This is a genomic window from Ruegeria sp. H9 (genome assembly GCF_056532915.1).
In genome coordinates this window covers 934,350-961,206 of the sequence record NZ_JBQFNX010000001.1, presented here as the reverse complement: position 1 = coordinate 961,206, position 26,857 = coordinate 934,350, and the positions used below count along the sequence as shown (strand labels likewise).

21 protein-coding genes are annotated in these 26,857 nt (G+C 54.3%); 15 read left to right on the top strand and 6 right to left on the bottom strand.

Annotated elements, in window-relative coordinates; translation table 11 throughout:
* Nucleotides 1–460: 460 nt before the first annotated feature.
* Nucleotides 461–3,109, bottom strand: a complete 2,649-nt coding sequence (locus ACR0CZ_RS04460; RefSeq protein WP_480537056.1) for an AsmA family protein — start codon at nucleotides 3,107–3,109, stop codon at nucleotides 461–463.
* Nucleotides 3,110–3,532: 423 nt separating this feature from the next.
* Between ACR0CZ_RS04460 and ACR0CZ_RS04455 the strand changes: the two genes are divergently transcribed.
* The 4 genes from ACR0CZ_RS04455 to ACR0CZ_RS04440 all read left to right on the top strand — a co-directional run bounded on the left by ACR0CZ_RS04455 (nucleotide 3,533) and on the right by ACR0CZ_RS04440 (nucleotide 7,123).
* Nucleotides 3,533–3,802 (top strand): potassium channel family protein, encoded by a 270-nt coding sequence (locus ACR0CZ_RS04455; RefSeq protein WP_480439390.1) that lies wholly within the window; start codon nucleotides 3,533–3,535, stop codon nucleotides 3,800–3,802.
* Nucleotides 3,803–3,982: 180 nt separating this feature from the next.
* Nucleotides 3,983–5,062, top strand: coding sequence for an AI-2E family transporter (locus ACR0CZ_RS04450; protein ID WP_170465183.1), 1,080 nt, complete (start codon nucleotides 3,983–3,985; stop codon nucleotides 5,060–5,062).
* A gap of 104 nt (nucleotides 5,063–5,166) precedes the next feature.
* Complete coding sequence (locus ACR0CZ_RS04445) at nucleotides 5,167–6,123, top strand: HlyD family secretion protein (protein WP_170392807.1); 957 nt, start codon at nucleotides 5,167–5,169, stop codon at nucleotides 6,121–6,123.
* On the top strand, nucleotides 6,113–7,123 hold the full coding sequence (locus tag ACR0CZ_RS04440) for a DUF2955 domain-containing protein (RefSeq protein ID WP_170392808.1): 1,011 nt from the start codon (nucleotides 6,113–6,115) through the stop codon (nucleotides 7,121–7,123). Before ACR0CZ_RS04445 ends, ACR0CZ_RS04440 begins: the two co-directional genes overlap by 11 nt.
* 242 nt (nucleotides 7,124–7,365) lie before the next feature.
* Here ACR0CZ_RS04440 and ACR0CZ_RS04435 read toward each other — a convergent pair whose 3' ends face one another.
* Nucleotides 7,366–8,265, bottom strand: coding sequence for an AraC family transcriptional regulator (locus ACR0CZ_RS04435; protein WP_170392809.1), 900 nt, complete (start codon nucleotides 8,263–8,265; stop codon nucleotides 7,366–7,368).
* Nucleotides 8,266–8,433: 168 nt separating this feature from the next.
* Here ACR0CZ_RS04435 and ACR0CZ_RS04430 point away from each other — a divergent pair, with 168 nt between their 5' ends.
* Nucleotides 8,434–9,387 (top strand): SDR family oxidoreductase, encoded by a 954-nt coding sequence (locus ACR0CZ_RS04430; protein WP_170392810.1) that lies wholly within the window; start codon nucleotides 8,434–8,436, stop codon nucleotides 9,385–9,387.
* 103 nt (nucleotides 9,388–9,490) lie between these two features.
* Here ACR0CZ_RS04430 and ACR0CZ_RS04425 read toward each other — a convergent pair whose 3' ends face one another.
* The 4 genes from ACR0CZ_RS04425 to ACR0CZ_RS04410 all read right to left on the bottom strand — a co-directional run bounded on the left by ACR0CZ_RS04425 (nucleotide 9,491) and on the right by ACR0CZ_RS04410 (nucleotide 11,779).
* Nucleotides 9,491–9,880: a VOC family protein gene (locus ACR0CZ_RS04425; protein ID WP_170392811.1), complete on the bottom strand. Its 390-nt coding sequence runs from the start codon at nucleotides 9,878–9,880 to the stop codon at nucleotides 9,491–9,493.
* The gene (locus tag ACR0CZ_RS04420; RefSeq protein WP_170392812.1) at nucleotides 9,877–10,191 is read right to left on the bottom strand and encodes a winged helix-turn-helix domain-containing protein; all 315 of its coding nucleotides are present in this window, start codon (nucleotides 10,189–10,191) and stop codon (nucleotides 9,877–9,879) included. Before ACR0CZ_RS04420 ends, ACR0CZ_RS04425 begins: the two co-directional genes overlap by 4 nt.
* A 272-nt stretch (nucleotides 10,192–10,463) precedes the next feature.
* Nucleotides 10,464–10,838, bottom strand: coding sequence for a DUF4345 family protein (locus ACR0CZ_RS04415; protein WP_170392813.1), 375 nt, complete (start codon nucleotides 10,836–10,838; stop codon nucleotides 10,464–10,466).
* A gap of 17 nt (nucleotides 10,839–10,855) precedes the next feature.
* Nucleotides 10,856–11,779: an SDR family NAD(P)-dependent oxidoreductase gene (locus ACR0CZ_RS04410; protein ID WP_170392814.1), complete on the bottom strand. Its 924-nt coding sequence runs from the start codon at nucleotides 11,777–11,779 to the stop codon at nucleotides 10,856–10,858.
* A 111-nt stretch (nucleotides 11,780–11,890) separates the two neighbouring features.
* On the opposite strand from ACR0CZ_RS04410, the gene ACR0CZ_RS04405 reads away from it, so the two are divergent.
* The 10 genes from ACR0CZ_RS04405 (at nucleotide 11,891) to ACR0CZ_RS04360 (ending at nucleotide 26,855) form a co-directional block, all read left to right on the top strand.
* Complete coding sequence (locus ACR0CZ_RS04405; protein WP_170392815.1) at nucleotides 11,891–12,811, top strand: LysR family transcriptional regulator; 921 nt, start codon at nucleotides 11,891–11,893, stop codon at nucleotides 12,809–12,811.
* A gap of 908 nt (nucleotides 12,812–13,719) precedes the next feature.
* On the top strand, nucleotides 13,720–14,304 hold the full coding sequence (locus ACR0CZ_RS04400) for an ANTAR domain-containing protein (RefSeq protein WP_170392816.1): 585 nt from the start codon (nucleotides 13,720–13,722) through the stop codon (nucleotides 14,302–14,304).
* Nucleotides 14,301–15,470, top strand: coding sequence for an ABC transporter substrate-binding protein (locus ACR0CZ_RS04395; protein ID WP_170392817.1), 1,170 nt, complete (start codon nucleotides 14,301–14,303; stop codon nucleotides 15,468–15,470). Before ACR0CZ_RS04400 ends, ACR0CZ_RS04395 begins: the two co-directional genes overlap by 4 nt.
* A gap of 270 nt (nucleotides 15,471–15,740) precedes the next feature.
* Entirely contained in the window at nucleotides 15,741–17,105 is a 1,365-nt protein-coding gene (locus ACR0CZ_RS04390; protein ID WP_170392818.1) for a CmpA/NrtA family ABC transporter substrate-binding protein, read from the top strand.
* 73 nt (nucleotides 17,106–17,178) lie between these two features.
* On the top strand, nucleotides 17,179–18,261 hold the full coding sequence (locus tag ACR0CZ_RS04385) for an ABC transporter permease (RefSeq protein WP_170392819.1): 1,083 nt from the start codon (nucleotides 17,179–17,181) through the stop codon (nucleotides 18,259–18,261).
* 5 nt (nucleotides 18,262–18,266) lie between these two features.
* Entirely contained in the window at nucleotides 18,267–19,946 is a 1,680-nt protein-coding gene (locus ACR0CZ_RS04380; RefSeq protein ID WP_170392820.1) for an ABC transporter ATP-binding protein, read from the top strand.
* A gap of 4 nt (nucleotides 19,947–19,950) precedes the next feature.
* On the top strand, nucleotides 19,951–22,386 hold the full coding sequence (nirB, locus tag ACR0CZ_RS04375) for a nitrite reductase large subunit NirB (protein WP_170392821.1): 2,436 nt from the start codon (nucleotides 19,951–19,953) through the stop codon (nucleotides 22,384–22,386).
* Nucleotides 22,383–22,715, top strand: coding sequence for a nitrite reductase small subunit NirD (gene nirD / locus ACR0CZ_RS04370; RefSeq protein WP_170392822.1), 333 nt, complete (start codon nucleotides 22,383–22,385; stop codon nucleotides 22,713–22,715). The genes nirB and nirD overlap by 4 nt, the downstream gene beginning before the upstream one ends.
* Nucleotides 22,715–25,375, top strand: coding sequence for a nitrate reductase (locus ACR0CZ_RS04365; RefSeq protein WP_170465187.1), 2,661 nt, complete (start codon nucleotides 22,715–22,717; stop codon nucleotides 25,373–25,375). Before nirD ends, ACR0CZ_RS04365 begins: the two co-directional genes overlap by 1 nt.
* A gap of 913 nt (nucleotides 25,376–26,288) precedes the next feature.
* On the top strand, nucleotides 26,289–26,855 hold the full coding sequence (locus ACR0CZ_RS04360) for a hemerythrin domain-containing protein (protein ID WP_170392824.1): 567 nt from the start codon (nucleotides 26,289–26,291) through the stop codon (nucleotides 26,853–26,855).
* The last annotated feature ends 2 nt before the right edge of the window (nucleotides 26,856–26,857 follow it).

Genomic DNA, 26,857 nt, shown 5'->3' with positions numbered 1-26,857 from the left:
ATTCATTTTAAGCTCCAGTAATCTATCTTCCATGATCAGATAGGTCGAAAGGAACGCTTGGCTACAAGGCTTGGGAAAAACGACATCATCGCTAAAAGAAGCCTTCATTGGCGGGATACAAAACCATTGGTTGTTTACTAAAAACGTCGAAACACGAGCGTCCTGTGGGAGTTATGTGAGGCGTTCTCTGGTTGAGTGGTCGGCTCGTCAGAGTACAGCCTGCACAGTCACCTAAGCCTGAATGCTTGCTACTTAAGTTCGCCGGATATCCCTCTCACCTGCTGCGAATTTCCGCATTCCGCCGGAAGTAATCCCAAAAGATGAAGTTGAATTGGATACCAGATGAAAGAAGTGAGGCGAAAATGGCAAAGTTTTGTCACTGGTGACAGAACTATGTGTCGGTCACGCTTAACTAAGCTTTTGAACTTTATTTGTGTTCTTTTGTCGACTGCCTTCGCCACTACTGCAGTTGTAAAATATCCGGAACGCAAAGTTTTCTTTTTGCCGGCATTTTGTCCGCACCATCCGATCGTTTCAGTCGCTTGGGACCGTCTTTTACCTTGATCTTCGGCTTTGCTAGTGGGCCCTTCAAGGTCACGGGCCAGGGACTCTTCGAAAGCGGTTCGCCAATCTTGCGGGGCTGCAGGTTTAGGTCCAAAACCTTGCCCGCTACATTAACACCGCCAAAGACGACGACTTGGACATGATCTGTCTCCAATGTGGTTTGTTTCGTCGAAATATTTCCATTCGAAATACTAATCGGTGCACGCAAACATATGATCGGAGCAACCTTTTGTTTCTCTTTGGTAAACACCCAAGGTAGTATCCCTAGCCCTGCCAGATCCAAAAGCTGGGTCTCGATCGAGCCGTCACGCATTGAGACCGTGGCATTGCCGTTCATGCTGTTGGCAAAATGCTTAGGTGAATCGGTTCCGCCGGTCACCGAAAAATCTGCATAGATGGTACCGCTAGCGCCCTTTTTGAAGTTCAGGTTGTGAAGAATTTCATCCAGCTGCCAGCCGCCTGCTGTGCCGGTCAGCGTGAGCAGATGCGCGTCGTTCGATAGATCCATTTGTCCGCTGACATCGAAATGAGCACCTCCGTATTCAAAATTCAAAGGTCCGGCCTTGAGTTCATTTTCGTTGAGCGTCAGTTCACTCTGCAAACTGCTGATGCCTTTGGCGCCCTCTATGTGCCGAAGATCAACGTCGACATCCATATCCATACCGGACAAGAGAATTGAACGCCCAATAGGTTTAAGTGTTACGTCTCTTAGAGGACTAGTGTCGCCGGATTCCTCAATGACGTCTTCCTCGTCGGGCTCTGGACCGCCAATTTTCCTCAATTGTGCAGCGGCCTGAACGATGGTTCGGATCTGATCTATCTTTATCAAGTCACTCTCTATGGAACCCTGCAGTACAGGATCACTCGTTGCATCATCAAGATCGGCCATAATTTGCAGGACAGAGTCGGCAACCTTGACTTTGGCATTCGCATCCCAATCGGTTCCTTCGCTGGCAAGGCCAATTTCAAAGATAGCCTGTCCAGTTTCCACCCGTTCAAGCGATAGGGCTTCTAACAGGTCCGCTCCGGAGGGGACTTCTACTTGAATTGCCAAGTCCAGGTTCTCGAATTTGAGCACATTTTTGACAGAGCCATGCACCTCAAGGTTCCAAAGTTCCGTTTCGCTTGTCTGGCCATCCAAATTTGTCAGCGAAAGCTGATTGATGTCGCCGTTCAAATGAAAGTTACCAGAAAATCGACCAAGTTGATCATCCGGTCCCAGAAGCTCTGATGAGATCAAGCTGCTTGCGGGTATATCCATTAACCCGTCGGCCGATATGCCTTGTAATTGCAACGCGTCTTCGACCGAACCGTCCAAAATGATAAATGGATCAGCAGGGTTCCCAATTCTCAAATTGATGTTTCCAACACTCAAGGCGCCTTCGGGTGTTCTGGAAAGCTCGGAAAACTTAATCGGGGGCGGCCCTTCACCAGAGGTATCCAATGTGAACCCGTTGGTTTCAATGACCATTTGCCGCTGCGGGACCTGCCCGGGTACGCTATCGATAACCATGTCAACTGCTATTAGTTTTAGATCATACCGCGACGCGGCTGGGGCGGGTTCAGCATCTTCAGGGTACAACCGAATGCGGGTTGTCAGGGATACGTCTTCTGGGTTTCCCAACTCTCCGATTTGTCCCGTCAGCGAAAGGCTTTGCCCACCATCCAATTCAGTCAATACAGCCAGGTCATCAATCCGGGCTACGCCGTCGACTGATTTGAATGTTGCACCAATGCTTCCTGAACCCTCCAGAACGCGATTGAGTTTCAGGATATCAAGAAGCTGACCAAGTTCGGCAACCTCTATGGTCGTATTCACTTGTAGCCCGTTCTCTTCAGGGACTTCTTCGGCGGCAATCGCAATCTGTTCGAAGTTCACTGCGACCTGAAACGGGTCGTCCGCGGGAATGCTCGCGTTCAGATCAAACTTCTCTCCATTTAGTGAACCAGCCCCAACCGCGGTCGCAACGTCGGTTTCCGTATCACGCTTTAAAAACAGCTCAGGAAGCTGCAGATCCAGCACAAGCCCGTTTAGATCGTTCTGGTAAAGAACGGCAACATCGGTCAGGTCAATTTTTTGGTCCGTTAGAATTCCAGCCATAGACAGGTTTGCAGGTTTGGCCGGATCCCCGGCTTTAGCGCCCGTTTGGGAAGCGGACTGCCAGTTTCCGACACCGTCTTTGTCCGTGATCAAGTTGAGGTGAACACCCGAGATAGAAAGCTCACTCAGCGACAATTTGCTGTTCCAAAGGTCGCGGGCAGAAATATTGAACTCAAGTTTGTCGATTGCCGCCAGATTCGCTTTGGTCTTGATCGCGCCGGGTAGTACCAATCCCGCTGCGGATACCTGCAGTTGCCGACCAAGGCCTAGACGCACTTCATCTTCTATTAACACGTCCTGACCAAGTTTCTTCGAGATCAGGTTTTCAACAAAAGTGGTTCTGACAGAAGAAAACAACGCAGAGGACAGGAAAAGCCATGCCACAACAACCGCGACGAACGCGACAGCGCAACAAACCATTACACCTCTTGTGATGAACCGCACGCTTTTCTCCTAAGGTTCTGATTCCTTTCTTGGGCAGACTAGACCATTAAAGCATCATGTTAATGGAATATGTGGCTTCTTATTTTGCTGAACCCTAAATGACCTTGACCATTTAGCCGACTTCTCTTGCGGAATTGGTCGGGCGGCCAAGAAACGGTTAAAGGACTAAATTTAGGATGTGCTGCTGATCCAGTTTCAAAATAGCTGGCTTGAAACGCGTTTAACGTTTCATAAACGAGCACATTGCATTAGCTTTGACGACTGCGCCTGGACGCCCCAATTAAACTAGACGCGGTTAAAATGCTTCAATTTCCCACATCCATCTAATTACTGTTATATGTGAATTCTTCAAACGACGGGGACACAATGAATTCGCTAACTAGAATAACACGTGGGATAGGCGTCGCTTTCAAGGACGGTAGAGTGAAAGGCCTTCTTGCCTTCACAGTCGGAATGATTTTATGGGCCTCGGTCTTCTACCACTTTGTCGAAGGTTGGAGTTGGCTAGACTCGATCTACTTTTCCGTAGTGACAATTTCGACCGTAGGGTTCGGTGACTTCTCACCTGAAACTGCGGCGGGGAAAATCTTCACAATGGTGTATATCATTGTAGGCTTGGGTGTTTTCGTGACTGCGGCGACCACAGTGGCAGATACAATCTTGTCCCAAGACGACGAAAAAACGGACAAATAGATTATCCCAAATTAAGGCAATTTGAGTTCATGCGCAGGTATCAGTGCGACCGCGCATCTGAAGCCGTGCCTCGGATTCACTCGTACCTTCAAACTGATAGATGATCGCCGAAAACTCAAAAAATATACATATTACGTTTTTTGAGTGTATTGTTTGGAAAACAGATAGTGGAGGGATGGAATGGAAAAGACCCAGGACGCGAAGATTGTCGACCTCGCGATACGATTGCTCTTTCTCGGATTATTCCTCTACAGCGCCCTGGTCATGGTGGCTCCGCTTGCAAGTGTGGTTATCTGGGCAACGATACTCTGCGTCGCGCTCTACCCGGCATTTGATTGGCTGCAATCCAAGCTGGGAGGACGTAAGAAGCTTGCCACAACAATTATCGTTCTGTTGGGCCTTGTTCTGACCCTGGGGCCAGTCGCAACTGCGGTGTCTGGTGCTGCAGAACTAGGGTCTGAATTCGCGGAACAAGCAGACAAGGGTGAATTGAAAATCCCCCCTGCGCCCGAGGGCCTCAAGGAATTGCCGTTGGTTGGAAATAAAATCTCCGATGTCTGGGGAATGTTTGAGCGCAATCTTGACGGCGCGCTTGCAAAATACGGCGCGCAAATCCTTGAGATCACCAAATCGCTCTTCGGAAAGGTGTTGGGCATTGGTATCGGGCTTCTTGGCTTAGCTCTGTCCGTATTGATTATGGGGGCATTGTTCAGCCCGGGGCCAAATTTGGTCCAGGGTCTTCAGCGCTTTGCCAACCGTGTCTTTGCACCACGCGGCGGTGAATTCGTGACACTGGCAGGCGCAACGATCCGGAACGTTACAAAAGGCGTGATTGGCGTAGCAGCCATTCAGGCTGTTTTCGTTTGGATACTGCTGGCTTTGTTCGGGATTTCTTCGGCCGCCACACTGGCATTTGTCTGCCTCATACTCTCAATTATCCAAATCGGGCCCGGATTGGTTCTTATACCGGTAATTATCTACGCATGGAGCTCCATGTCTGGCGGAACTGCTTTGATCTTCACCATACTGGCCGTTCCAGTCATGATAATGGACAGTTTCCTAAGACCCGTGTTCATCTCAAAAGGCCTTGAGACTCCCATGTTGGTCATCCTCATCGGTGTTCTCGGAGGTATGATGGCGTACGGTTTGATCGGCGTTTTTATGGGGCCGGTACTCTTTGCTGTCTTCTATGAGCTGTTCAAGGTTTGGATTGATACCTCGCCCGAAGCCGATGACGCTGCTGAAGGTGCGGTGAAATGAGAAAGACAATATGGACAACCCTCGCTGTCATTCTGTTTTTTCTTGTTTGGTACTTGGTCGCTGATCGGAAAACGCCATTTACAGGGAACGCCAGAGTAAAAGCTGTGGCCACCCAAATCGTGCCTCAGGTGACCGGAACGGTAACGGAAGTTTTGGTAGAAAACGGCCAAGTCGTTTCGGCAGGTGATGTTCTGGTTCGAATAGATTCCAGACCCTACGAAATCGAGCGTTCAAAGGCGGAGGCTGATCTTGAAGCGGCGACCCAAGAGGTGGGTGCGTCTTCGGCAGAGGTAAGTGCGGCACAAGCCAAACTCGCAAGGGCGCAGAGCGATCTGGATACGATGCGCATTCAGACGGAACGTGTATTTGCGCTTGAAAAGAAAGGGTTGATTGCCGTCTCAAAGGCCGATGATGCACGAGGACAACTGGCAGAATCTGAGGCAAACTTTGAGAACGCAAAAGCTGATCTGGAAAAAGCGAAGCAAAGGCTTGGTGACGATGGGATTGAAAACCCGAAAATCCAGCGCGCACTGGCGGCCTTGGCGGATGCGGAACTGAACCTTGAATGGACCGAACTGCGTGCTCCGGCGACAGGTGTCATTTCTAATCTGCTGATTGCCCCCGGAACGTATGCGCGATCCGGTCAGGATCTTTTGACGTTTCTGGATGCAACCGACGTCTGGATCGAGGCGTATTTTACCGAGAACAATCTGGGAAGAGCTTCAATAGGGTCTCCGGTTGATGTGGTGTTGGATATGCATCCAGGTAAGATTGTTCCGGGCGTCATTGAGAGCTTTAGTGCTGCTGTTTCTTTGAGTGGCGGTGATGAGCCGGGGCAATTGGCGAGCCCGCCAAGCACCAAGGGATTTTTGCGGGAGCCTGAAAGGTTTCCGGTCAGGATTGTTTTACCCGGCTATGAAGCTGGAAGTGCCGAAGACGATCTTCGCTTTCAACTGAACGGGCAGGCCGATGTGATCATGTATCTAAGCGACAACTCGTTGCTGAACCTCGTAGGCCGCGCCTACATCCGCGTGGTTTCAATCTTCTCCTATGCGTACTGAGGATCAAAGCTCTGTCACCCGGCTTGCGCTGGGTGTTACCGGTGTCTTTGCATTGGGCCTATTTCTTGGGTGGCCCCTTGCCGTTGTTGGGGCGGTGTTCACTGCCCTTTTCCTTCAAGCACCTGCGGCACTACCTTTGGCAGCATTTGGTAAGCTGTTTGTCTTCTCGATTGGATTGATGTTCATTTCGTTCCTTTTGTCGTCAATCTTCTCACCTTATCCACTTGTGTTTCTCATTCTGGTGGCCATTGGAATAATCCTGTCTTTCATTTGGTCAGTTTCCGGTGCCGGAGTATTGCCGGGTGTCATCGCTCTCATGGGGGCGTTGATGATTCCGAATTTGGTGCTGCAATCACAGGATCTGGCTTTGGTGCTTGTGTATTGGATCCCGTTGAACCTGCTGTTTGCTGGCTTCGTATCGACGCTGATGTTCGTGTTGATACCCGCTGCACCTCAAACGGCACCTCAAAAGAAAGCTGCAGCATCGCCGGACTTCGACTCACATCGCCGAATAGTCAGGATGTCTCTTGTCACAGTGCCCTTTGCTATGGCGTTCTTTATTTCCGGCGCTTCTGCTTTGTTAGTCCTGTTTTTTGTCGCCCTGCTGAGCCAGCAACTTGCAGCAATGCCTGCTGCAGGCAAAGCAGTTGCAAAAGCAATGCTGACGGCAAATCTACTTGGGGCGGCAGTCTCCATCATATGCTATGAAATAAACGTAATAGCTCCGGTTATTCTAACCCCCATTCTGCTGTGTTTTTTCTTTTGCCTAACACTCGGAGCACTTGGAAAGTCAAAAGTCCCGCTCGCCGCCGCCGCCGGTTCCGCGATTACAACAGCTCTGATTGTATATGGCGGTTCGGTTGCGCCGTTTTCAGACGAGGCTGACGTCAAGAGCATCACTCGAGTATTGCAAGTCGCCAGCGCCGCTTTTTTTGTAATCATCGCATATGTCGTGGTGGATGAATTCTGGCCAGAAAAAGAGCGCCAGGCGAGTCAATGACGTTAGTTGCGGCAAAGCTTGGCGCTGAAACCAGCAGAGTTCCCAGTTTGACCGATTTTCTGCAACCATCTCTCGAATTGCAGCGCCATGGCAAACCGCGAACATCGCTGAAGCGGTTTTATGTCAAGCGATCTCTGGTTGAGTGATGGCCGTTCTGTGGAACAAGTTCGAAAGGCTGCCTCCTCGCGGGACGAATGAAGCTTTCGCCGAAGCTGCGCCAACGTCTGCCTTCCCTTCGAAAGTCAGCGTTGAGCAACACTGACCGGAAGTTTCTGTGCCTCACCCCATTGCCTCGGCGATTGCCCATACATGCGCCTGAACTCGCGACTGAACTGGGACGGGCTGACATAACCAACGTCCATTGCGGCTTCGTTCACAGGCATCCCGCCCGCGATCTTCATGGCGGCGTTGTTGAGGCGCATCGACTTAACGAATTGGATTGGTGCCATCGTCGTGACTTGCTTGAATTTACGATGGAAGACGGCCCGGCTCATGCCCGCTCGGCTTGCCATATCGTCAATCGAGACCGGCGCATCCAAGTGTGACGACACATGTGCAATTGAACGTGCGATGGCGTTGCCAGCACCGAATGCCTGCCGGGCGAAGGTGCCAGCTTCTCCCCTCAGGATCGCATAGAGCACCTCACGTAATCGCGCCTCGCCAAGAACTGCTGTATCCGTCTCGCTGTTTCCGAGCTGCAGTAGCCGCAGCAGAGCTTCAGTGAATCCATCGTCCCATCGTGCAAACCTAATTCCTGCCTCCCGCAGATCTCCTTTGACCGAAGGCAGAACGCCCCCGGCATTTTCCATCTCCATTGCCAACTCGGCCATGGCGCGTTGCTCAAGAGAGATCATAACCCCGTAGAGAGGGTTGTCATGCGAGGCCAAAGGCGTCCCCGCCTTGACCGGCATCGACATTGGGCAGCAGAGGTATTGACTGTTGTCATATTCGTATCTTCGGCCATCCAGAACGGCTTCCTTCACACCACTCAAAATGGCCACGATGCAGGGCTCGTAAACGGCTGGAACACAGGGGATTGATTGCGTGGCGCGAAATAGCCGCACGCCCTTGATGCCTGTCTCGGTCAGGCCGTCTGTTTCGGTTCGGTTAGCGATGATTTGTTTAATCTGATCCTTGCTCATAACAGAGATGTAATGGCTCCAGATCGATGCTGGCAACTACCTTGATGTAATCGGGCAAGTATTCGCGATGATCTCGCCTGTTTCTGTGCTTTGGTGAGAGTTATATGCATTTCCAAGTTAACACACTCTTCACTCGATCCCTGCGCTGACGCAGTTAGGAGACAAAAGATGCCCGATACCACCTTTGGACCCAAAGGCTGGATGCCTGAGCGCCTCGGCGACCTCTCCGGCAAGACCTACCTCATCACGGGTGCTAACGCCGGTGCCGGGTTCCAGGCCGCGCGGACGCTCCTAAAAAAGAACGCCAAGGTCGTGATGTTGAACCGCTCGGTTGAGAAGTCTCAGGCAGCTGTTGAGGACCTGAAAACTGAGTTCGGCAGCGAGGCGGAAGTGAGCTTCATTCGCATGGATCTGGCCTCGCTGGCAAGCGTACGCGAAGCTGCGGAAGAAGTTCTGAATTCTGTTCCCCGGATTGATGCGCTCATCTGCAATGCTGCCATCGCGCAGGTGCCAACCCGCAAGCTGACAGAGGATGGGTTCGAGAGTCAGCTCGGTACCAACCATTACGGTCACTTCCTGCTCTGTGGTCTTCTGTTTGAGCGGATCGAAGCCTCGAAAGGTAGGATCGTTGTTGTCGCCAGTCTCGGCTACAACATGGGTTTGAAGACGATCAAGTTCGACGACACGAACTGGGGAGAGGGTTACGGCCCAAACACTGCCTACTCGCAAAGCAAGCTGGCGCAAATGATGTTCGCCTATGAACTACAGGACAGGCTTGCCGCCGCCGGGCGCACCGAGGTCGAGGTCTATGTCTGCCACCCCGGCTCGTCGGCAACGTCACTGATCAGTACGAGCGGCAGCCGGACGATGCGGTTCATCTGGTGGCTGATGACCAAGACACCTATGGTTCAAACAGCCGAGCAAGGGTCCTATCCCGAAGTCATGTGCGCCATCGAAGAGACTTTGACCGAACAACGCGCACTCTACGGACCAACAGGCCGCTTAGAAGCTGTTGGCCCGGTCGGCAAGGGTACATTGAACCCACATGCATATGAGAAGGATGTGATGGTTCAGCTATGGAACGTATCCGAAAAGGCGACTGGTTTCAGCTGGGAGGTCTGAGTTGATGGGTTGTGTGACGTGCCCCAGTGTTCCATCACTAAAGCTGACATCGATGTCTTGCATACCCACGTCGTCTAACTGACGGGATTGCCATTCTTGACGGTCAGACATGCAACTCAACTAGCTGAATAAGGTTTCCACAGGTGTCGTCGAACACTGCCATTGTTGCGCCACTTGCCTTCACTGGGGGTTGAATAAATTCCACCCCTGCCGCCTCGAACTTGCCAACCTCAGCGTCAATGTCGTCAACACTGAATGCCGAAACGGGAATGCCATCAGCCACAAGTGCTTCCTGATAGGCACGGCTCGCCGGATGCACATTCGGCTCTAAGCCTAACTCCACTCCTTCGGCTTCCTCCGCTGATACCAGTGTTAACCAGCGGTGCTGGCCGGGTGGAATATCGTGCTTCACAACAAACCCAAGTTTGTTGGTGTAAAAATCCAGAGCCTTAGATTGATCGTCCACAGAAATACTCTTCATGTACATTTTCATAGTGCGTCTCCTTGGGAATATAGGTCCACCCAGGGATTGATCGCACCCGCGATCGGCGCGGCCTCCAGGGTGTGAATTTTTGTGCGCCCCCGCCAAGTCGTGGTGATCAGACCTGCCTGCTCAAGCGTATTCAGATGTCGAGTTATGCCTTGTCTGGAAATTGTGACTGAATGCTCTTCCAACAAACGAGCACAAAGTTCGAAAAGTGTCTGGTCGTGACGCTTTCTCAGCTCTTCAAGGATCAACAACCGCGTGGTGTCGCCAAGGGCGTTGAAAAGAATGCTTAGTTGCGGATCAAAGTGAACGCTCATGCTTCATCATGCAACAATAATGTTGCATGTCAAATCGAACTATCAGTTCGAGCAGTTCACGGCATTCATTTCTTAGGGCTCGTCGCTGACATTCTTTGTGCCCCTCACGAATGACAGATTTGGATATCCGGAATGTTCGGTCCCGTGATCTGATCCGGTCGCTATACGGGACAAAGCGGAAACTGTTCGAATGCTAGCTGGTGCGAATAATGATGGGCTGATTGGACGGCGGCCACTTCACTCTCGCCACCATCCATCTATTTCGAAGGCGATTAGTAGGAGAGCTGGTAGTAGGCTGACAGCAAAACCGCGATGATCACAAGTTCAACGACCAACGGTGGCAGAACTGCCTTGTCAAACCCATCCGCAAGAATTCCCACAATACGTCCGACAGCAACAACCGCCATCAGGATTGCAACAGCCACATATCCCAGTGTCTGCCCAGTGGTCAGACCGATCACCAGCAAAGCCACTGAGGCCAGAAACAGCCCGCCGATCACCGAACGGATCGTGCTGAGTCCAGTGGTGCCGACCGGCTCGATAGCAAAGTTGGCTATCATGCGCCGGGGTGCAAACATTGACATGAGGCCGAGACTAGACAGCATAAGAGTTGCAAGGATGACCAAGATGTTCAGTATGGTTTCCATTTCATTTCTCCTTTGCTTCAGGCGAACTGACGTAGTGCCTGGTTCGCGTTATCCTGAGTGGTGACGTCTGACAGAGCCCCGTCGATGCTAGCTTGATCCACGACTGCTCCGGTGGGATAGCCGGTTTGACTGGCGTAGAAGTGGCCAGTCTTGAATTCCGGGTTCAGCAAACCGTCCAGATACCGTTTTGCCCCAGCCTCAACGCCGTGCATCATCCCGAATATGGGCATCAGAACGCCGCCAATATGTTTGAAGACAATACGTTTTATAAACGGCAGGTCGTCAAAGCCAGCGGTACCTGCGGTACCACCCGGGCTCATTGTGACAAAGCGAATATGGGGGTGCTGACGTGCCATCGCTCCCATCCACAGGGTCGCGGTGAGCTTGGCGTAGCCGTAGGTCTGCATCGGATCGCCCTCGGGGCCGAACTTGCTGCCATCAGCGATTGATTTGAATTCGTCGACTGTTCTATCGGACAAGTCCGGGCGGCGCATACCCATTTTGGGAATGCCGCGTGCGGCTTCGGATCCGGCATACAGAATTGTGGACGTTACCAACTGACGCTCCAATAATGCGTCTACCAACACCACGTGGCCGAGAACATTGGTGGCGAAGATGTTGGTCACGCCATCGCTGGTGAGGCTGTTCGGATGCCGTCCACCCGTACCGCCTGCATTCAGGATTACGGCGTCGATTGGGGTGGAAAGTTCGGCTACAGCGGCGCGAACCGAAGCCGGATCGGTCACGTCCATCAGGACGATTTCAAAGATTTTGCGCCTGGTCTCACGTTCCAACGCTGCAATTGCGGCTTCCGCCTTCGTTGGGTTGCGGCAAGCCAGATAAACTTTGGATATACCCTTTTGCAGTGCAAGTTGTCGGGCCGCCTCGCGGCCCAGTCCGGCATTTGCGCCTGTGATCAATACAGATTGTATTTGGTTCATGGGGTATGGTCCTTGGGTTTGCGATTGATGCGCCCAAGGTAGGATGGCCAATAAATGATCTGTAGATAGGTATTTCTGGACACAGTGCTTCAAAAATGAAACACAAGATGTATGTCGATCAAGGAAAGCCATTCCCTGAACTGGGACGATCTGAAGTACTTTCTGGCGGTTGCCCGAACCGGAACTCTTCGGGGGGCAGCTGACAGTATTCAGGTGAACCACACCACGCTGACGCGCAGGATTTCAGTCATGGAAGAACGCGTCGGCAGCCGGTTGTTTGATCGCTCAAAAACCGGCCTCGCCCTGACTCAGCTCGGCGAAGATCTGATGCCTCACGCCGAACGGGTAGAAGCTGAAATGACCGCTGCGTCTCGCGTCATTGTTGGCAGAGATGCGCAACCCTCGGGCACGGTCTACGTTACTCTTCCCCATGGATTGGCAATGACATCGTTGATGGATGATTTTGCCGCCTTCGCAGATTTTTACCCAGACATCATCCTGAGCTTGAACTTCACCAACGACATCCGAGACCTGATGCGACGAGAGGCTGACATCTCCCTGCGTATCGCGGATGAGGTGACGGACGATGTGGTCGGGCGAAAGTTGGTCCAGATGTCTCAAGCAGCCTATTGCACGCGAGACTACGCCGAACGGATCTGCGACAATGGCGGCGAGGGGTTGCATTTCATCGGTTGGCATGAGCCAGAAGAGGCCATTACAGCCAAATGGATCAAAGACAGTTACTATCCGAAAGCCCGGCTTAAGCATCGTGTTTCAGAACTTGTGCCCTTGATCACATTGGCGGCGTCCGGTCTTGGCATGGCCTATCTTGCGTGCAATCTTGGCGACCGCCATCCCGATCTGATCCGTGCGCCCTTCCAAAAGCCGATACCGTACCGAAACATTTGGCTATTGCTGCATCGTGATCTTAGAAACACCACGCGTGTCCGGCTCTTCGTCGATTTTATGTCCGAGCGGGTCAGGTCTAGGCGAAACGAGTTCTGGGTTTCGGGAACCTCAAAGCGGGAGTAGCGGTTATTCTATTCGGAAAGATGGACGGTAAACTGTACTCTTTTGAGACACTAACAGCAGCGTCGTTGAATGGCGGTTACTAGTATTGGGTCAGAAATGCTTGACGTTTGGGTCAGAATTGAATGACGTGATCGACCGCTTTGTTGAGGTTTTGGTTGTCGATTGAGTCCACGATCAGTGAAGTTCCACATTTCCTTGTTGTAAGGCGACACATAGTTCTGCCAGCAGCGACAGAGCCTTGCCGTTTTCGCGTCCCTTCCTTCATCCAGAACCCGGACCGATTTAGTTGATCCTGACTTCCTTTCGAGAAAACCAGGGCTGATTTGCAGATCAGACGCCGGAGGCGCCTGTTCCTGCTGCTCTGCCACGTGGCGAACGCGCTTGGGGGCGACGCAATATTATTCGACAATAGTGGTGCGGCCCGCAAGCGCAGCCGAAGACACGGATTTGTCTAATAGGGTTGCCCGAGGGGGAAGGCAGCGTCTTACCCCTGTTCGCCAGAGGCGTTTGGCTTGTCCAAATCCTACTAGCCCCAAAAACAAGTGCGGCTGAGTTGGCTGTGCCGTTACTTCTGCTCCAGAACACGTTGCTTTTCTAAAGAATCGGCGGAAAGCAGTCATTTGCTGCAGGCGTGGGAACACATTGTATTAGTTGTCAAAGCGGACCTTCGGTTTTGATCTGCAAATGGAAGTGGAATCTGGTGCCTCAAGCAAACTGGTAGCGCAACTGAAAAACCAAAAAATGATGCGATGTGCTATCACGGATTTCTTTGATGGCATGTAGAAAAACTGTGCAGCTATTCCGCTAAGTGTGAAATCAAGCTGAAAAATTGGGCGAACGGCAGCCTGATGAAGCATTAAATGGCGCTGGAATTGCTACCAATGCGCCTTGGCCTCACTTGTGACCCTATGAACCAACATCTAACTGTCGTTGTAGTCGAGCAGAACCAAGAACGAGCCTTTGCGATTGTAGATGCTCTTAAAGAGGCCGGAGACGTAGACGTTTCTGTAATCGGCAACGTCTCTGGGTTAGCACGTAAAATTGCAATGCAAAGCCCAGACATTGTCCTGATCGATATCGACAACCCCTCTCGAGATATGTTGGAAGAACTTACCGTTGCTTCGGGCCCATTGGAACGACCCGTGGCTATGTTCGTCTCAGGCGCCGCAGGCGGATTGGCAAAAGCTGCTGTTGAGGCCGGTGTATCGGCCTATGTTGTCGATGGATTGCAAGCTGAGCGAATTAAACCTGTTATCGATACCGCCATCGCTCGGTTTCAGGTGCTGCGCCAGATGCGGACTGAACTTGCAGAAACCCGCCGTGCGCTTGAAGAGCGTAAAGTGATCGACCGCGCAAAAGGTTTGCTGATGAAAGCCAAGGGCATTTCGGAAGATGAAGCCTATGCGCTACTCCGAAAAACCGCGATGAACCAAAACCGCCGCGTCGCCGAGGTGGCCGAAGCCTTGGTCACTGCTTCGGGGTTGTTGTCATGAGAACCGTAACACTGCCCGTCGCGTATATGCCGCTTGTCGACGCGGCCCCGTTGATCGTTGCGCGCGAAATGGGGTTCGACCATGCTGAAGGCATCTCGCTGGACCTGCGTCCGGCACCATCGTGGTCCTCTTTGCGCGATATGCTGGCCTTTGGGCATGTGGACGCGGCGCATCTACTATCGCCTGTCCCCGTTGCGATGGCTTTGGGTCTTGGTGGAATCGCGACACCGCTATCTGCGGTATCTGTCCTGTCTTTGAACGGCAATGTTATAGGTGTTGGAACGCAATTGGCCGAGCGACTGATCGACCAGGGCTATGGTTTTGATTTCACCGATGCCGCTGTGGCTGGGGCTGCACTGGCAAAAGCTGCCGATGAAGTCTTGGTGTTTGGCGTGCCTTTCCCATTTTCAATGCATGTCGAGCTACTGCGCTATTGGATTGCGGGAACCAAACTGGCCTCAAAACAGGTCGAAATCCGCACCGTCCCGCCGCCACTCATGGCGCAGGCGCTTGCGGGAGGCGAGATCGATGCCTTTTGCGTGGGCGAGCCTTGGGGCTCCTTCGCAGTGGACGACAGTGTTGGCGCACTGCTGTTGCCCGGAAAGGCGATCTGGACTTGTGCACCTGAAAAGGTGTTGGCAGTCAGAAACGACTGGGCCGAGACGGAACCGCATTTGCTGGGAAGTCTCATGCGGACCGTATGGCGTGCGGGACGCTGGCTGTCAAACACTGACAGCCGAACAACCGCGTCCGAGATGCTGTCACGCAAAACCTACCTCAATGTCTCACCCGAGCTGATTGACCGAGCGTTAATGGGTGAGTTCGCCATATCTGCACGCGGCGAGCAACGCAGTGTGGAAGGGTTTGTCGAGTTTTTTGACGGTGCTGCCACCTTCCCGTGGCGTAGTCAGGCCAAATGGGTCGCGCATCAATTGGCGCTAAGAAACGGGCTGGACGTCGGGACAGCGGAACGACAAGCAGCTAAAGTCTTTCGAAGTGATCTCTATCGTCGCGAGTTGCAAGGGCTTGGTGTGGAGACACCCGGCGCATCCGAGAAACTTGAAGGAGCTTTGTCTGAGTCGACGGCAGTTGCCTCGGCCAATGGCAGCCTGATTCTGTCTCGGAACGTCTTCTTCGACCGGCGCATTTTCGAGCCCGCAGGGTAAGATTGCACAAAATTTTTGCAGCGCAGCATCTCTTTTTGCTGCGCTGCAGAATTCTCGAAGTGAAGATGTCAAAAAATGATGACGTCGCACTGCGCGTCTGACTTAATCGGGACATCGGAAGGCAACGACGCCCACCGACGGAATTCGCCCACAATCCAGGGCACCTTAGAAGAGCAAAGCCGCTCGACCATCCGCCACCTCCTCCCGGCGGACTGTGTCGGCGGCTTTTTTGTTTGCCCATGGGGTTGGGCTGAACCGAAAGGGATCGAGATGAAAAAGCTTCTTTTAGGCCTCGCCGCGACGACGGCGCTTGTGTCTCCAGCACTGGCCGAATTGGAACTGGAAAAAGACGAGCTGACCTTTGGCTTTATCAAACTGACCGACATGGCGCCGCTGGCTGTCGCCTATGAGAATGGGTACTTTCTGGACGAAGGCCTGTTCGTGACGCTGGAAGCACAAGCAAACTGGAAGGTGCTGTTGGATGGCGTGATTGACGGACAGCTTGACGGCGCACATATGCTGGCCGGACAACCATTGGCCGCAACCATCGGGTATGGGACCGAAGCCCATATCATCACGCCATTTTCGATGGACCTGAACGGCAACGGCATCACCGTCTCCAACGAGATTTGGGAAGAGATGAAGCCGAACATCCCGGTGATGGACGACGGCCGTCCCCAGCATCCGATCAGCGCCGAGGCTCTGGCCCCGGTCGTCGAGAAGTACAAATCAGAAGGCAAGCCCTTTAACATGGGCATGGTCTTCCCAGTTTCGACCCATAACTACGAACTGCGCTATTGGCTGGCCGCCGGTGGTCTGCATCCGGGTTACTACAGCCCTGAAAACGTGACCGGTCAGATTGGTGCGGATGTGTTCCTGTCGGTGACCCCTCCACCGCAGATGCCTGCCACGTTGGAGGCCGGCACGATCTATGGCTATTGCGTGGGTGAGCCGTGGAATCAGCAGGCTGTGTTCAAGGGTATCGGCGTTCCGGTTATTACCGACTACGAGCTGTGGAAGAACAACCCCGAAAAGGTCTTTGGTCTCAATGCCGAGTTCGCAGAACAGTACCCCAACACCACTCTGGCCGTGACCAAGGCCCTGATCCGCGCAGCGATGTGGCTGGACGAGAACGAAAATGCCAACCGCCCTGAAGCCGTCGAGATTCTGAGCCGGGCTGAATATGTGGGTGCGGACTATGAGGTTATCGCCAACTCGATGACCGGCACGTTTGAGTATGAGAAGGGCGACAAGCGTGAGGTCCCCGATTTCAACGTGTTTTTCCGCTACAACGCGACCTATCCGTTCTACTCGGACGCCGTTTGGTACCTGACGCAGATGCGCCGCTGGGGGCAGATTGCCGAGTCCAAGCCCGACAGCTGGTATGACGAGGTCGCCAAGTCCGTCTACAAACCCGAGATCTATTTGGAAGCCGCCCGCTTGCTGGTCGACGAAGGTCTGGCGAATGAAGCCGACTTCCCCTGGGACAGCGATGGTTACAAAGCGCCGACCCCGGCCGAGGATATCATTGACGGCGTCGCTTACGACGGACGCACACCCAACGCCTATCTCGAAAGCCTGTCCATAGGCCTGAAGGGCGAGCAGAAGATCATCGGCTCGGACGTGCAAGGCTAATTCCCCAAATCCTGCGCCGGGCCCGCGCCGGGCACAGCCCCCAAAGTGCCCCGCCATCGCAAGGACACATCAGATGACAACGGTCGATCCCGAATTCAACGCAGACGCTGCCCGAGAGGAACGTCGCGCCCGCCTTTTCACCCGCATCAATGCAGCCGACAAATGGTTCCAGGTTCTGGGTCTCAGCTGGGCTACCCCGGTCCTGAAAGCCGCCGCCGGGGACAACCCGCGCGCACAGATGACCGAGATCTGGCGGTTGCTGATCGTGCCTCTGTTGTCGATCTGCGCCTTCTTGTTGCTGTGGGGAACGCTGGCCCCCAAGGTGCAGACCTCTCTCGGCGCGGTTCCGGGGCCGGCGCAGGTTTGGGAAGAGATGGTCAGCCTGAACCAGGATGCCAAGGCCAAAGCGGCCAAACGCGCGAAGTTCGAGGCCATGGTCGAGAAGCGCAATCAGAAATTCATTGACGCTGGCCAGTCGGAGAAAGTGAAAGAGGTCGCCTTCACGGGTGCTCCGACCTATTACCAGCAAATCTGGACTTCGATCAAAACAGTGTTTTTTGGGTTTCTGATCGCCACCGTCATCGCGGTCCCACTTGGTATCGCGGCCGGCCTGTCTCCGACTGCAAATGCAGCCCTAAACCCGCTAATCCAGATCTTCAAACCGGTCTCGCCTCTGGCCTGGTTGCCGATCGTCACGATGATCGTCTCGGCCGTTTACGTCACCAATGACGGTTGGTTCGCGAAATCCTTCCTGATCTCGGCCATTACCGTGACCCTGTGTTCGCTATGGCCCACATTGATCAATACATCTTTGGGTGTAGCCTCCATCGATAAGGACCTGGTGAATGTCTCCAAAGTCCTGAAAATGAACACCTATACCAAGATCACCAAACTGGTGCTGCCCTCTGCCCTGCCTCTGATCTTCACCGGCCTGCGCCTGTCACTGGGCGTCGGCTGGATGGTTCTGATTGCGGCGGAAATGCTAGCGCAGAACCCCGGTCTGGGCAAATTTGTCTGGGATGAGTTCCAGAACGGTTCCTCCAGTTCGCTCGCCAAGATCATGGTTGCGGTCTTCACCATCGGTATCATCGGCTTCCTGCTGGACCGAGTGATGTACGCGCTGCAATCCCTGTTTACCTTCACAAACAACCGGTGAGTGCGATGAGCATCCTAAGTTTCAAGAACGCCTCGAAATCCTTCGGTGAAGGCACCGCTCGCACGGATGTGCTGAAAGGCATCGATCTTAACGTGCAAGAGGGTGAGTTTCTGGTGATCCTCGGTTTTTCCGGCACCGGCAAAACCACCCTTATCAATCTAATGGCCGGGCTGGACACCCCAACCGGCGGAGAGGTCACCTTCAAAGGCACTACGATCAAAGGGCCGGGCCCTGAGCGTGGCGTGATCTTCCAGAACTACTCGCTGATGCCCTGGCTGACGGTCAGTGGCAATGTGGGGTTGGCGGTGGATACGGTATTTCCGGGTCTCAGCAAGACCGAGAAGGCCGAAAAAGTCGCGCATTACGTCAAGATGGTCGGCCTCAGTCAGGCCGCGACGCGCCGACCGGCAGAGCTGTCGGGTGGGATGCGCCAGCGGGTCAACGTGGCGCGTGCGTTGTCGATGAACCCCGAGGTTTTGTTGCTGGATGAGCCTCTGTCGGCGCTCGACGCGCTGACCCGCGCCAATCTGGCCGATGAGATCGAACATATCTGGGAAGCCGACAAGAAAACTTGTGTCCTCATCACCAATGACGTTGATGAGGCGATCATTCTGGCCGACCGTATCATTGCCCTGAACCCGGATGGCACGCTGGGGCAGGAATTCCCTGTCTCAATCCCGCGTCCGCGCGAACGCGCTGCGATGAACAATGACGAGACTTTCAAACGCCTGCGCGCGGACGTTACCAAATACCTGATGGATGTGGGGATCGAGGCCAAGGTCGAAGGCTCGCGTATCCTCCCGGATGTCACCCCAATCCACGGTGTTCCAACGGCAGTGGCCGAGGCGCAAAAGGGGCTGATCGACAACCGCTTCCTCGACTTCTCGCAGCTTCACAAGGTGTATCCGACGCCCAAAGGCCCTCTGACCGTGGTCGAGGATTTCGAACTGAAGATCGACAAGGGCGAGTTCATCTCGCTGATCGGCCATTCGGGTTGTGGCAAGTCCACGGTTTTGACCATGGCGGCGGGGCTGAACGACATCTCGAAGGGTGCGATCAAGCTGGATGGCCGTCACGTCGAAGGGGCCGATCCCGAACGCGCGGTGGTGTTCCAATCCCCCAACCTGTTCCCATGGTTAACCGCCAAGGAGAACGTCGCGATTGGGGTGGACAAGGTCTATCCAAAGGCCAGCATGGCCGAGCGTCAGGATGTGGTCGAATACTATCTGGAACGGGTCGGACTGGCCGATGCTATGGACAAATCCGCCTCCGACTTGTCGAACGGCATGAAGCAACGCGTCGGCATCGCCCGCGCCTTTGCCCTGTCCCCCAAGCTGCTGTTGCTGGACGAGCCCTTTGGGATGCTCGACAGCCTGACCCGATGGGAATTACAGGAAGTCCTGATGGAGGTCTGGTCCCGCACCAAGGTCACTGCGATCTGCGTTACCCACGACGTGGATGAGGCGATCTTACTGGCCGATCGCGTGGTGATGATGACCAACGGTCCGCAGGCAACGATCGGCAAGATCACCAAGGTTGAGCTGCCGCGTCCGCGCACGCGCAAAGCGCTGCTGGAGCACCCGGATTACTATGCTTACCGGCAGGAAGTCCTCGATTTCCTCGAAGAATATGAACATGGCGCCAAGCCAAAAACACCCGCCCCCAAGGCGATTGCAGCGGAGTGAAATCATGAAGCAAAGACTTGTTGTCATAGGCGCGGGTATGGCCTCAGGCCGGGTGTTGGAACACCTGACCGAAGCCGCGCCGGATACGTTCGAAATCACCCTGTTCAATGCCGAGCCGCGCGGGAACTACAACCGCATCATGCTCAGCCCAGTGCTGTCGGGCGAGAAAACCTATGACGAGATCGTCACCCATGACGACGCGTGGTATGCCGCGCGGGGCATTGCCTGCCGCTTTGGTGAAAAGGTCGCGAAGATCGACCGCGAGATGAAGGTGGTCGAAGGTCAGAACGGCCACGTTCCCTATGACAAGCTGGTGATTGCGACCGGATCTAACCCGTTCATGATCCCTCTGCCAGGGCATGATCTGGAGGGCGTGATTGCCTACCGCGATCTGGAAGACACCGAGCAGATGATAGGCATGGGCCCTGACAACAAGGTGGTCGTGATCGGCGGCGGCTTGCTGGGGCTCGAGGCCGCCGCGGGTATGGCTGCCCATGGCGTTGACGTAACGGTGGTGCATATCATGGGTCACCTGATGGAGCGACAGCTGGACGAGGCCGCAGGCTACCTGCTGAAGAAATCGCTGGAAGACAAAGGCATCAGGATTTGCCTGCAGGCGAACTCTAAAGAAATCCTCGGACAGGACGGAAAGGTCCGCGCGCTGCTTCTGGACGACGGGACCGAATTGCCCTGTGATCTGCTTGTCATGGCCGTGGGTATCCGCCCCAACACAGCTCTGGCGCAAGAGGCTGGGCTGGCCACCGGGCGCGGTATCCATGTGGATGACCAGATGCTGACTTCGGATTCGGATGTCTTTGCGGTAGGTGAATGCGTCGAACATGACGGCGCAGTCTTCGGTCTTGTCGCGCCGCTTTACGATCAGGCGAAAGTGGCTGCGCAGGCTTTGTTGGGTGAAGAGGCTGCGTTTGCTCAGAAAACCCTATCGACCAAGTTGAAGGTCACCGGCTGCGATCTGTTCAGTGCGGGGGATTTTGCGGATGGGCCGGGGCGCGAGGATATCGTGTTCCGCGACCCCTCGCGCGGGGTCTACAAACGGCTTGTGATTGAAGAGGATCGGCTGGTCGGCGCGGTCATGTATGGTGACACCACTGATGGCAGCTGGTTCTTTGGCCTCATCAAAGACGGCGCCAGCGTAGAAGAAATGCGCGAGACGCTGATCTTCGGACCCGCATATCAGGGGGGCGACACTGCGGACCCTCTCTCAGCCGTTGCAGCATTGCCGCATGAGGCGGAGATTTGCGGCTGCAACGGCGTATGCAAAGGTGACATCGTCGAGGCGATCAATGCGGGGGCGGGTGATCTGGGCGCGGTGCGCACGACCACAAAGGCTAGCGCATCCTGCGGAACTTGCACAGGATTGGTTGAGCAATTGTTGCAGGTCACTCTGGGCGACGCGTTCCAGATGCCTGCCGCGCAGCCGGTCTGCGGATGCACCGACCTGACTCATGAGGATGTGCGACGCCTGATCAAAGGGCAGGAGTTAAAAAGTCAGGCTGCCGTCTGGCAGGAACTGGGTTGGACGACGCCCAATGGCTGCCATGTCTGTAGGCCCGCGATCAACTACTACCTGCTGGCCGACTGGCCGCTGGAATACCAAGACGACCCACAAAGCCGTTTCGTCAATGAACGCAAACACGCCAACATCCAGAAGGATGGCACGTTCAGCGTTGTACCGCGTATGTGGGGCGGGATCACCACGCCCGACGAACTGCGCGCCATTGCAGATGCGGCGGATAAATACGATGTTCCCACCGTCAAGGTCACAGGCGGTCAGCGGATCGATCTGCTGGGCGTCAAAGGCGAAGATCTGCCCGCCATGTGGTCAGACCTGAACAAAGCCGGGCTGGTCTCTGGCCACGCCTATTCCAAAGGTCTGCGCACGGTCAAAACCTGCGTCGGCACCGATCATTGCCGGTTTGGTACTCAGGACAGCACCGGGCTTGGCATAAAGCTTGAAAGAATCCTGTGGGGGTCGTGGACGCCGCACAAGCTGAAGCTGGCCGTATCTGGCTGCCCTCGAAACTGTGCCGAGGCGACCTGCAAGGACATCGGCGTGGTCTGCGTCGAATCTGGCTATCAGATCAGCATCGGCGGGGCCGCAGGGATGGATGTCAAAGAGACCGAGCTACTCTGTCAGATTCCCACCGAAGAAGAAGCGATCGAGATCGTGATGGCCGTCACGCAAGCCTATCGCGAAGGCGGCAAGTATCTGGACCGTTTATATAAATGGCTGGGTAAGGTGGGCATGGACTGGGTCAAGGTGCAGGTCGTGGACGACCATGAAAATCGCGCGGCCCTCGTCGCGCGGTTCGAACTGTCGCAAAACATCTACCGCAAAGACCCGTGGGCCGAACACGTCAAAGAAAAAGCGCAAACCTACGCGCCAATTGCAGATTTCACACTGGAGGCCGCAGAATGAGCTGGATCGACATCGGACATATCGACGAGGTTCCCTTGCGTGGGGCGCGTCTGGTCAAGACGCATATCGGCTGCATCGCTGTCTTCCGTACTGCCGAGGTGGAGGTCTATGCTGCGACTAACAGCTGTCCGCACAAGGGCGGTCCTTTGTCTGAGGGTATCGTGCACGGGCAGTCGGTGACCTGTCCTTTGCACAATTGGGTATTTGACCTGAATACGGGCGAGGCGCAAGGCGCGGATGATGGCCGCATCACCATCTATCCCGTGCGCATTGAAGACGACCGTATCCTGTTAGACGACAGCGCAGTTACCCGGCGGAGCGCCGCCTGATGGACGGAAGTGGTCTGCCTGAAGTTCGCTCGACTTGCGCCTATTGCGGGGTCGGCTGCGGTGTGCTTTTGCGGCCCGATGGGGCCGGAGGCTTGACCGTTCGCGGCGATCCGGATCATCCAGCGAATTTTGGGCGTTTATGCTCGAAAGGATTGGCTTTGGGCGAAACAGTTGGGCTGGAACATCGGTTGCTGGCTCCTCGCGCCTTCGGCCGAGACACAAACTGGGACAACGCGCTGCAACTGGTCGCAGATCGGTTTTCTGCCGCAATCAAGAACCATGGACCGGACAGCGTGGCATTTTACGTCTCGGGGCAGTTGCTGACAGAGGATTATTACGTCGCCAACAAGCTGATGAAGGGTTTTATGGGGTCAGCCAACATCGACACCAATTCTCGACTGTGTATGGCGTCAACTGTGGCCGGACACAAACGCGCCTTTGGCACAGATACCGTGCCCGGGACTTATGAGGATCTGGATGAGGCTGATTTGGTTGTCTTGGTTGGCTCAAACCTCGCATGGTGCCATCCCGTTCTCTATCAACGCGTCATAGCTGCGCGTCAGGCGCGCGGTACGAAGATTGTGGTTGTCGATCCACGTCGAACTGCAAGCTGCGATCAGGCCGATCTCCATCTGGCGTTGCAACCCGGCAGCGACGTGGCATTGTTCAACCGCTTGCTGAGCAGAATTCACCATACGGGGCATGTGGCACCGGATTTTCTGGATCGCAGCGTAGGGTACACTGAAGCCCTCGAACTCGCACAGCTTGATGATCCGGATGAGACCGGACTTACCCCAGGTGAAATCGAAGCGTTTTGCGATCTGTGGATTGGAACCGAGCGGGTTGTTACGATTTTCAGTCAAGGCGTAAACCAATCCTCCAGCGGAACAGACAAAGTCAACGCGATCCTGAACTGCCATCTGGCTACGGGGCGCATCGGACGCGCAGGGATGGGCCCGTTCTCGGTTACCGGCCAACCGAACGCCATGGGTGGTCGAGAGGTCGGCGGTCTGGCCAACATGCTTGCGTGTCACCTGGATATCGAAAACGAGGCCCACAGAGCAGCCGTCCGGGACTTTTGGAAAGCGCCCATCCTGCCAGAAAAGCAGGGGCTCAAAGCTGTCGACATGTTTCGCGCCGTTAAAGATGGCCAGATCAAAGCACTTTGGATCATCCACACCAATCCAGCGGCCACGATGCCGGACGCCGATCGAGTCAAGGCGGCGATCAAAAACTGCCCATTCACCGTTGTAAGCGACCTGACTGCCCAAACAGACACCGCGCGTCTCGCAGACGTATTGCTTCCAGCAGCAGGATGGGGCGAAAAAAGCGGCACAGTAACCAATTCCGACCGCATGATCAGCAGGCAACGCGCCGTTCTGACCCCTCCGGAACAGGCACGTGCGGATTGGGATATCTTGGCCGAGGTTGGCCGCCGCATGGGTTGGGCCGAGGCCTTCAGCTATGAGTCTGCGGCGCAGATTTTTAGGGAATATGCGAACATGTCCTCGCTTGCCGTCTCATTTGGCAAAGATTTTGAGATTGCTGGCTTTTCGGACATCAACGACGAAGATTATGATGCGATGTGCCCGACACGATGGCCCACGGCATCGCGGAAAACTGACGGTCGTTTCTTCGGAGACGGGCAGTTTTTTCATCCTGATGGCAAGGCGCGGTTTGTGCCGGTCACCCATCGAACGCCCAAGGCAGAGCCATCAGAACACTACCCTTTCCTGTTGAACACAGGGAGAAATCGGGATCAGTGGCACACCATGACCCGATCCGGATTGTCGCCTCGTTTATCGGCCCACCTTGCCGAGCCCTATTTGGAAATGAACCCAAAGGACGTTGATCAACTGGGGCTTGGTCCTGCCGATTTGGTCGAAGTTAGTAGTTCAGTCGGAAGCGGCATATTTCGGCTTCGCATTACGGAATCTATTGCGCGTGGCAATGTGTTTGCGCCCATTCATTGGACCGGAGAAACGGCACCGTCGGCCCGTGTAAACGAGATAATTCCTAGTGTAACTGACCCGATTTCTGGTCAGCCGGAAAGCAAATCAACAGCAGTATCTGTTCGACGTATGAGAGCAGCATGGTACGGTTTCGCCGTTTCAGCCGATGCAGCGTTCCCTGAAGCAGAGTATTCGGCGACAGCCAGAACAACCAACGGCTACAGGATGGAGTTGGCAGGGAACCAGATTATTGAAGACTGGGAAAGGACTGCTCGCGTTTGGTTTGGTTTACCGGATGCGATGGCGACTTCGGTAGAAGATCCCAAACGCGGCTCTTATAGAATTGCGCTGTCAGACGGTCAGCGCATTCTGGCAGTGCTCTTCGTCTCGCGCCGACCTATCACCCTGATGCGAGACTATTTGGCAACTTTGCCTGAGGTAACGCCTCAGCAGATTCTGTCTGGCCAGTCATCTGTTGGTTCTGAGGACTGCGGGCCAATCGTCTGTTCGTGTTTCGAGGTCGGATTAAAAACCCTTATCCGCGCCATTCACGACAAGCGTTTGATCAATATGGACGATATCGGAGACGCCCTTAATGCGGGAACGAACTGCGGTTCATGCCGGCCAGAGTTGGCTGACTTGATCGCCGAGCATTCGAAATTGATCAGCAATAAGCCTAAGAAATGCCCGCATGAACAATTGGGGTAGTCTCAAGGTTCTTGATGCAGGACTGCAGTCTGTTTTGGTTGAGCAGAAATTTTCTTCTCTGACGCCACGCGCAATTGCAATGATACCGATCGACCAACCGCAGTTCAGGGCCGCGCTCGGAAGCGAGGCGACAAATGTCGCTGTTCGTTGAACAGGTTTGACAGATACTCGGTTGTCTGAGACGCTCCCAACACTCGCAAAGGATATTCTGACAATGGACCAGCATACTTTCTGATCCCGCCGCGCGCTGACCTAAATGGCAGAATGCGCACCGAAACACTCCTGCGGAGGTCTCTGACAATGGACACACGACGCTAGCCCCTTGTGGGCATTCGTAGTCGTGCATCTGCGCGACTTAACCTTCTTTTTGTCATGAGGTGCAATATGCCCTTTAAGCCACCAAAAATCGCCCTTGTGCGAACCCTTCCTGCTGCGGAGGACACATCGAAATCTGCGAATCGTGTGAAGACCAAAGCCAAACCGCCGCGTGACCTGCGCATGAAAATGCCACGACGAACGGCCAAGCGGATGAACATGCCCGGGAAAGCGGGCGGTCGTTAGAAGCTGGTGCGGGGTGCGTTTTTTTTGCCCCGCACTTCTAATCTGAATGGCCAACGGAGAAGCGCGCACTAGAGCGTGCATTACAACCCAGTGTTTGAATTGAAGGTCGGTGCGGAACGGTTCGCGCGAAACTCTGGTATAACCGCTCAATTTATGCAGGTCTACGCTGGCGTTTGCGGCCAAGACAGCCTGTCTGACTTCACGCAACGTGACATCACCAACTTAAATACGCGATCGCTGATCAAGGCGGCATGCACTTTGCGGGGGTTCGCTGACGCATAGTCACTGTGCGTTTTGCGCTACTGGTGAGACTGATCCGATTTCCCACCTATGTCACGAAAGGAGACGACCGATGCTCGATAAATACACTATCCGCCAAGACGATATGCCGAAAGAGATGCGGTTTCTCTTGGAAAAATACCCGCGCGACAGCTGGGATGCGCACCCTGGGTTCAAAGAAAAAACCAAGCATTGGCTCGGCGCACACCTGATGTTCCACCACTTGGCGGAACGTATTCGATTGGACACGGAAAATGTGTTGAACAACGATTTGGGGTTGGACGATTATGCTGGGCGGCTGTCCCACTATGGCGGCAACCTGGTCGGGAGCCTGCATGGTCATCACGGCTGGGAAGATCGTAGCTATTTCCCTGAATTGTCGACTGCAGACCCGCGATTTGATGCGGGGCTTGAGCTTCTGGAACAGGATCACGCCGATCTGAACAAGGTGTTGGATGATTTCACCCGCGCAGCGAACCGTGTGATCAAACTGTCTGCTCTGGATGAGGCCCAAGCCTATGATGAGACCGGGCAGCTCCATGCGACAAGCGAAGCGATCAAAGCGTTTCTGGAACGCCACTTGAGTGATGAAGAAGAATTGGCCGTACCAATTATCTTGCATCACAGACTCAGAGGATGATG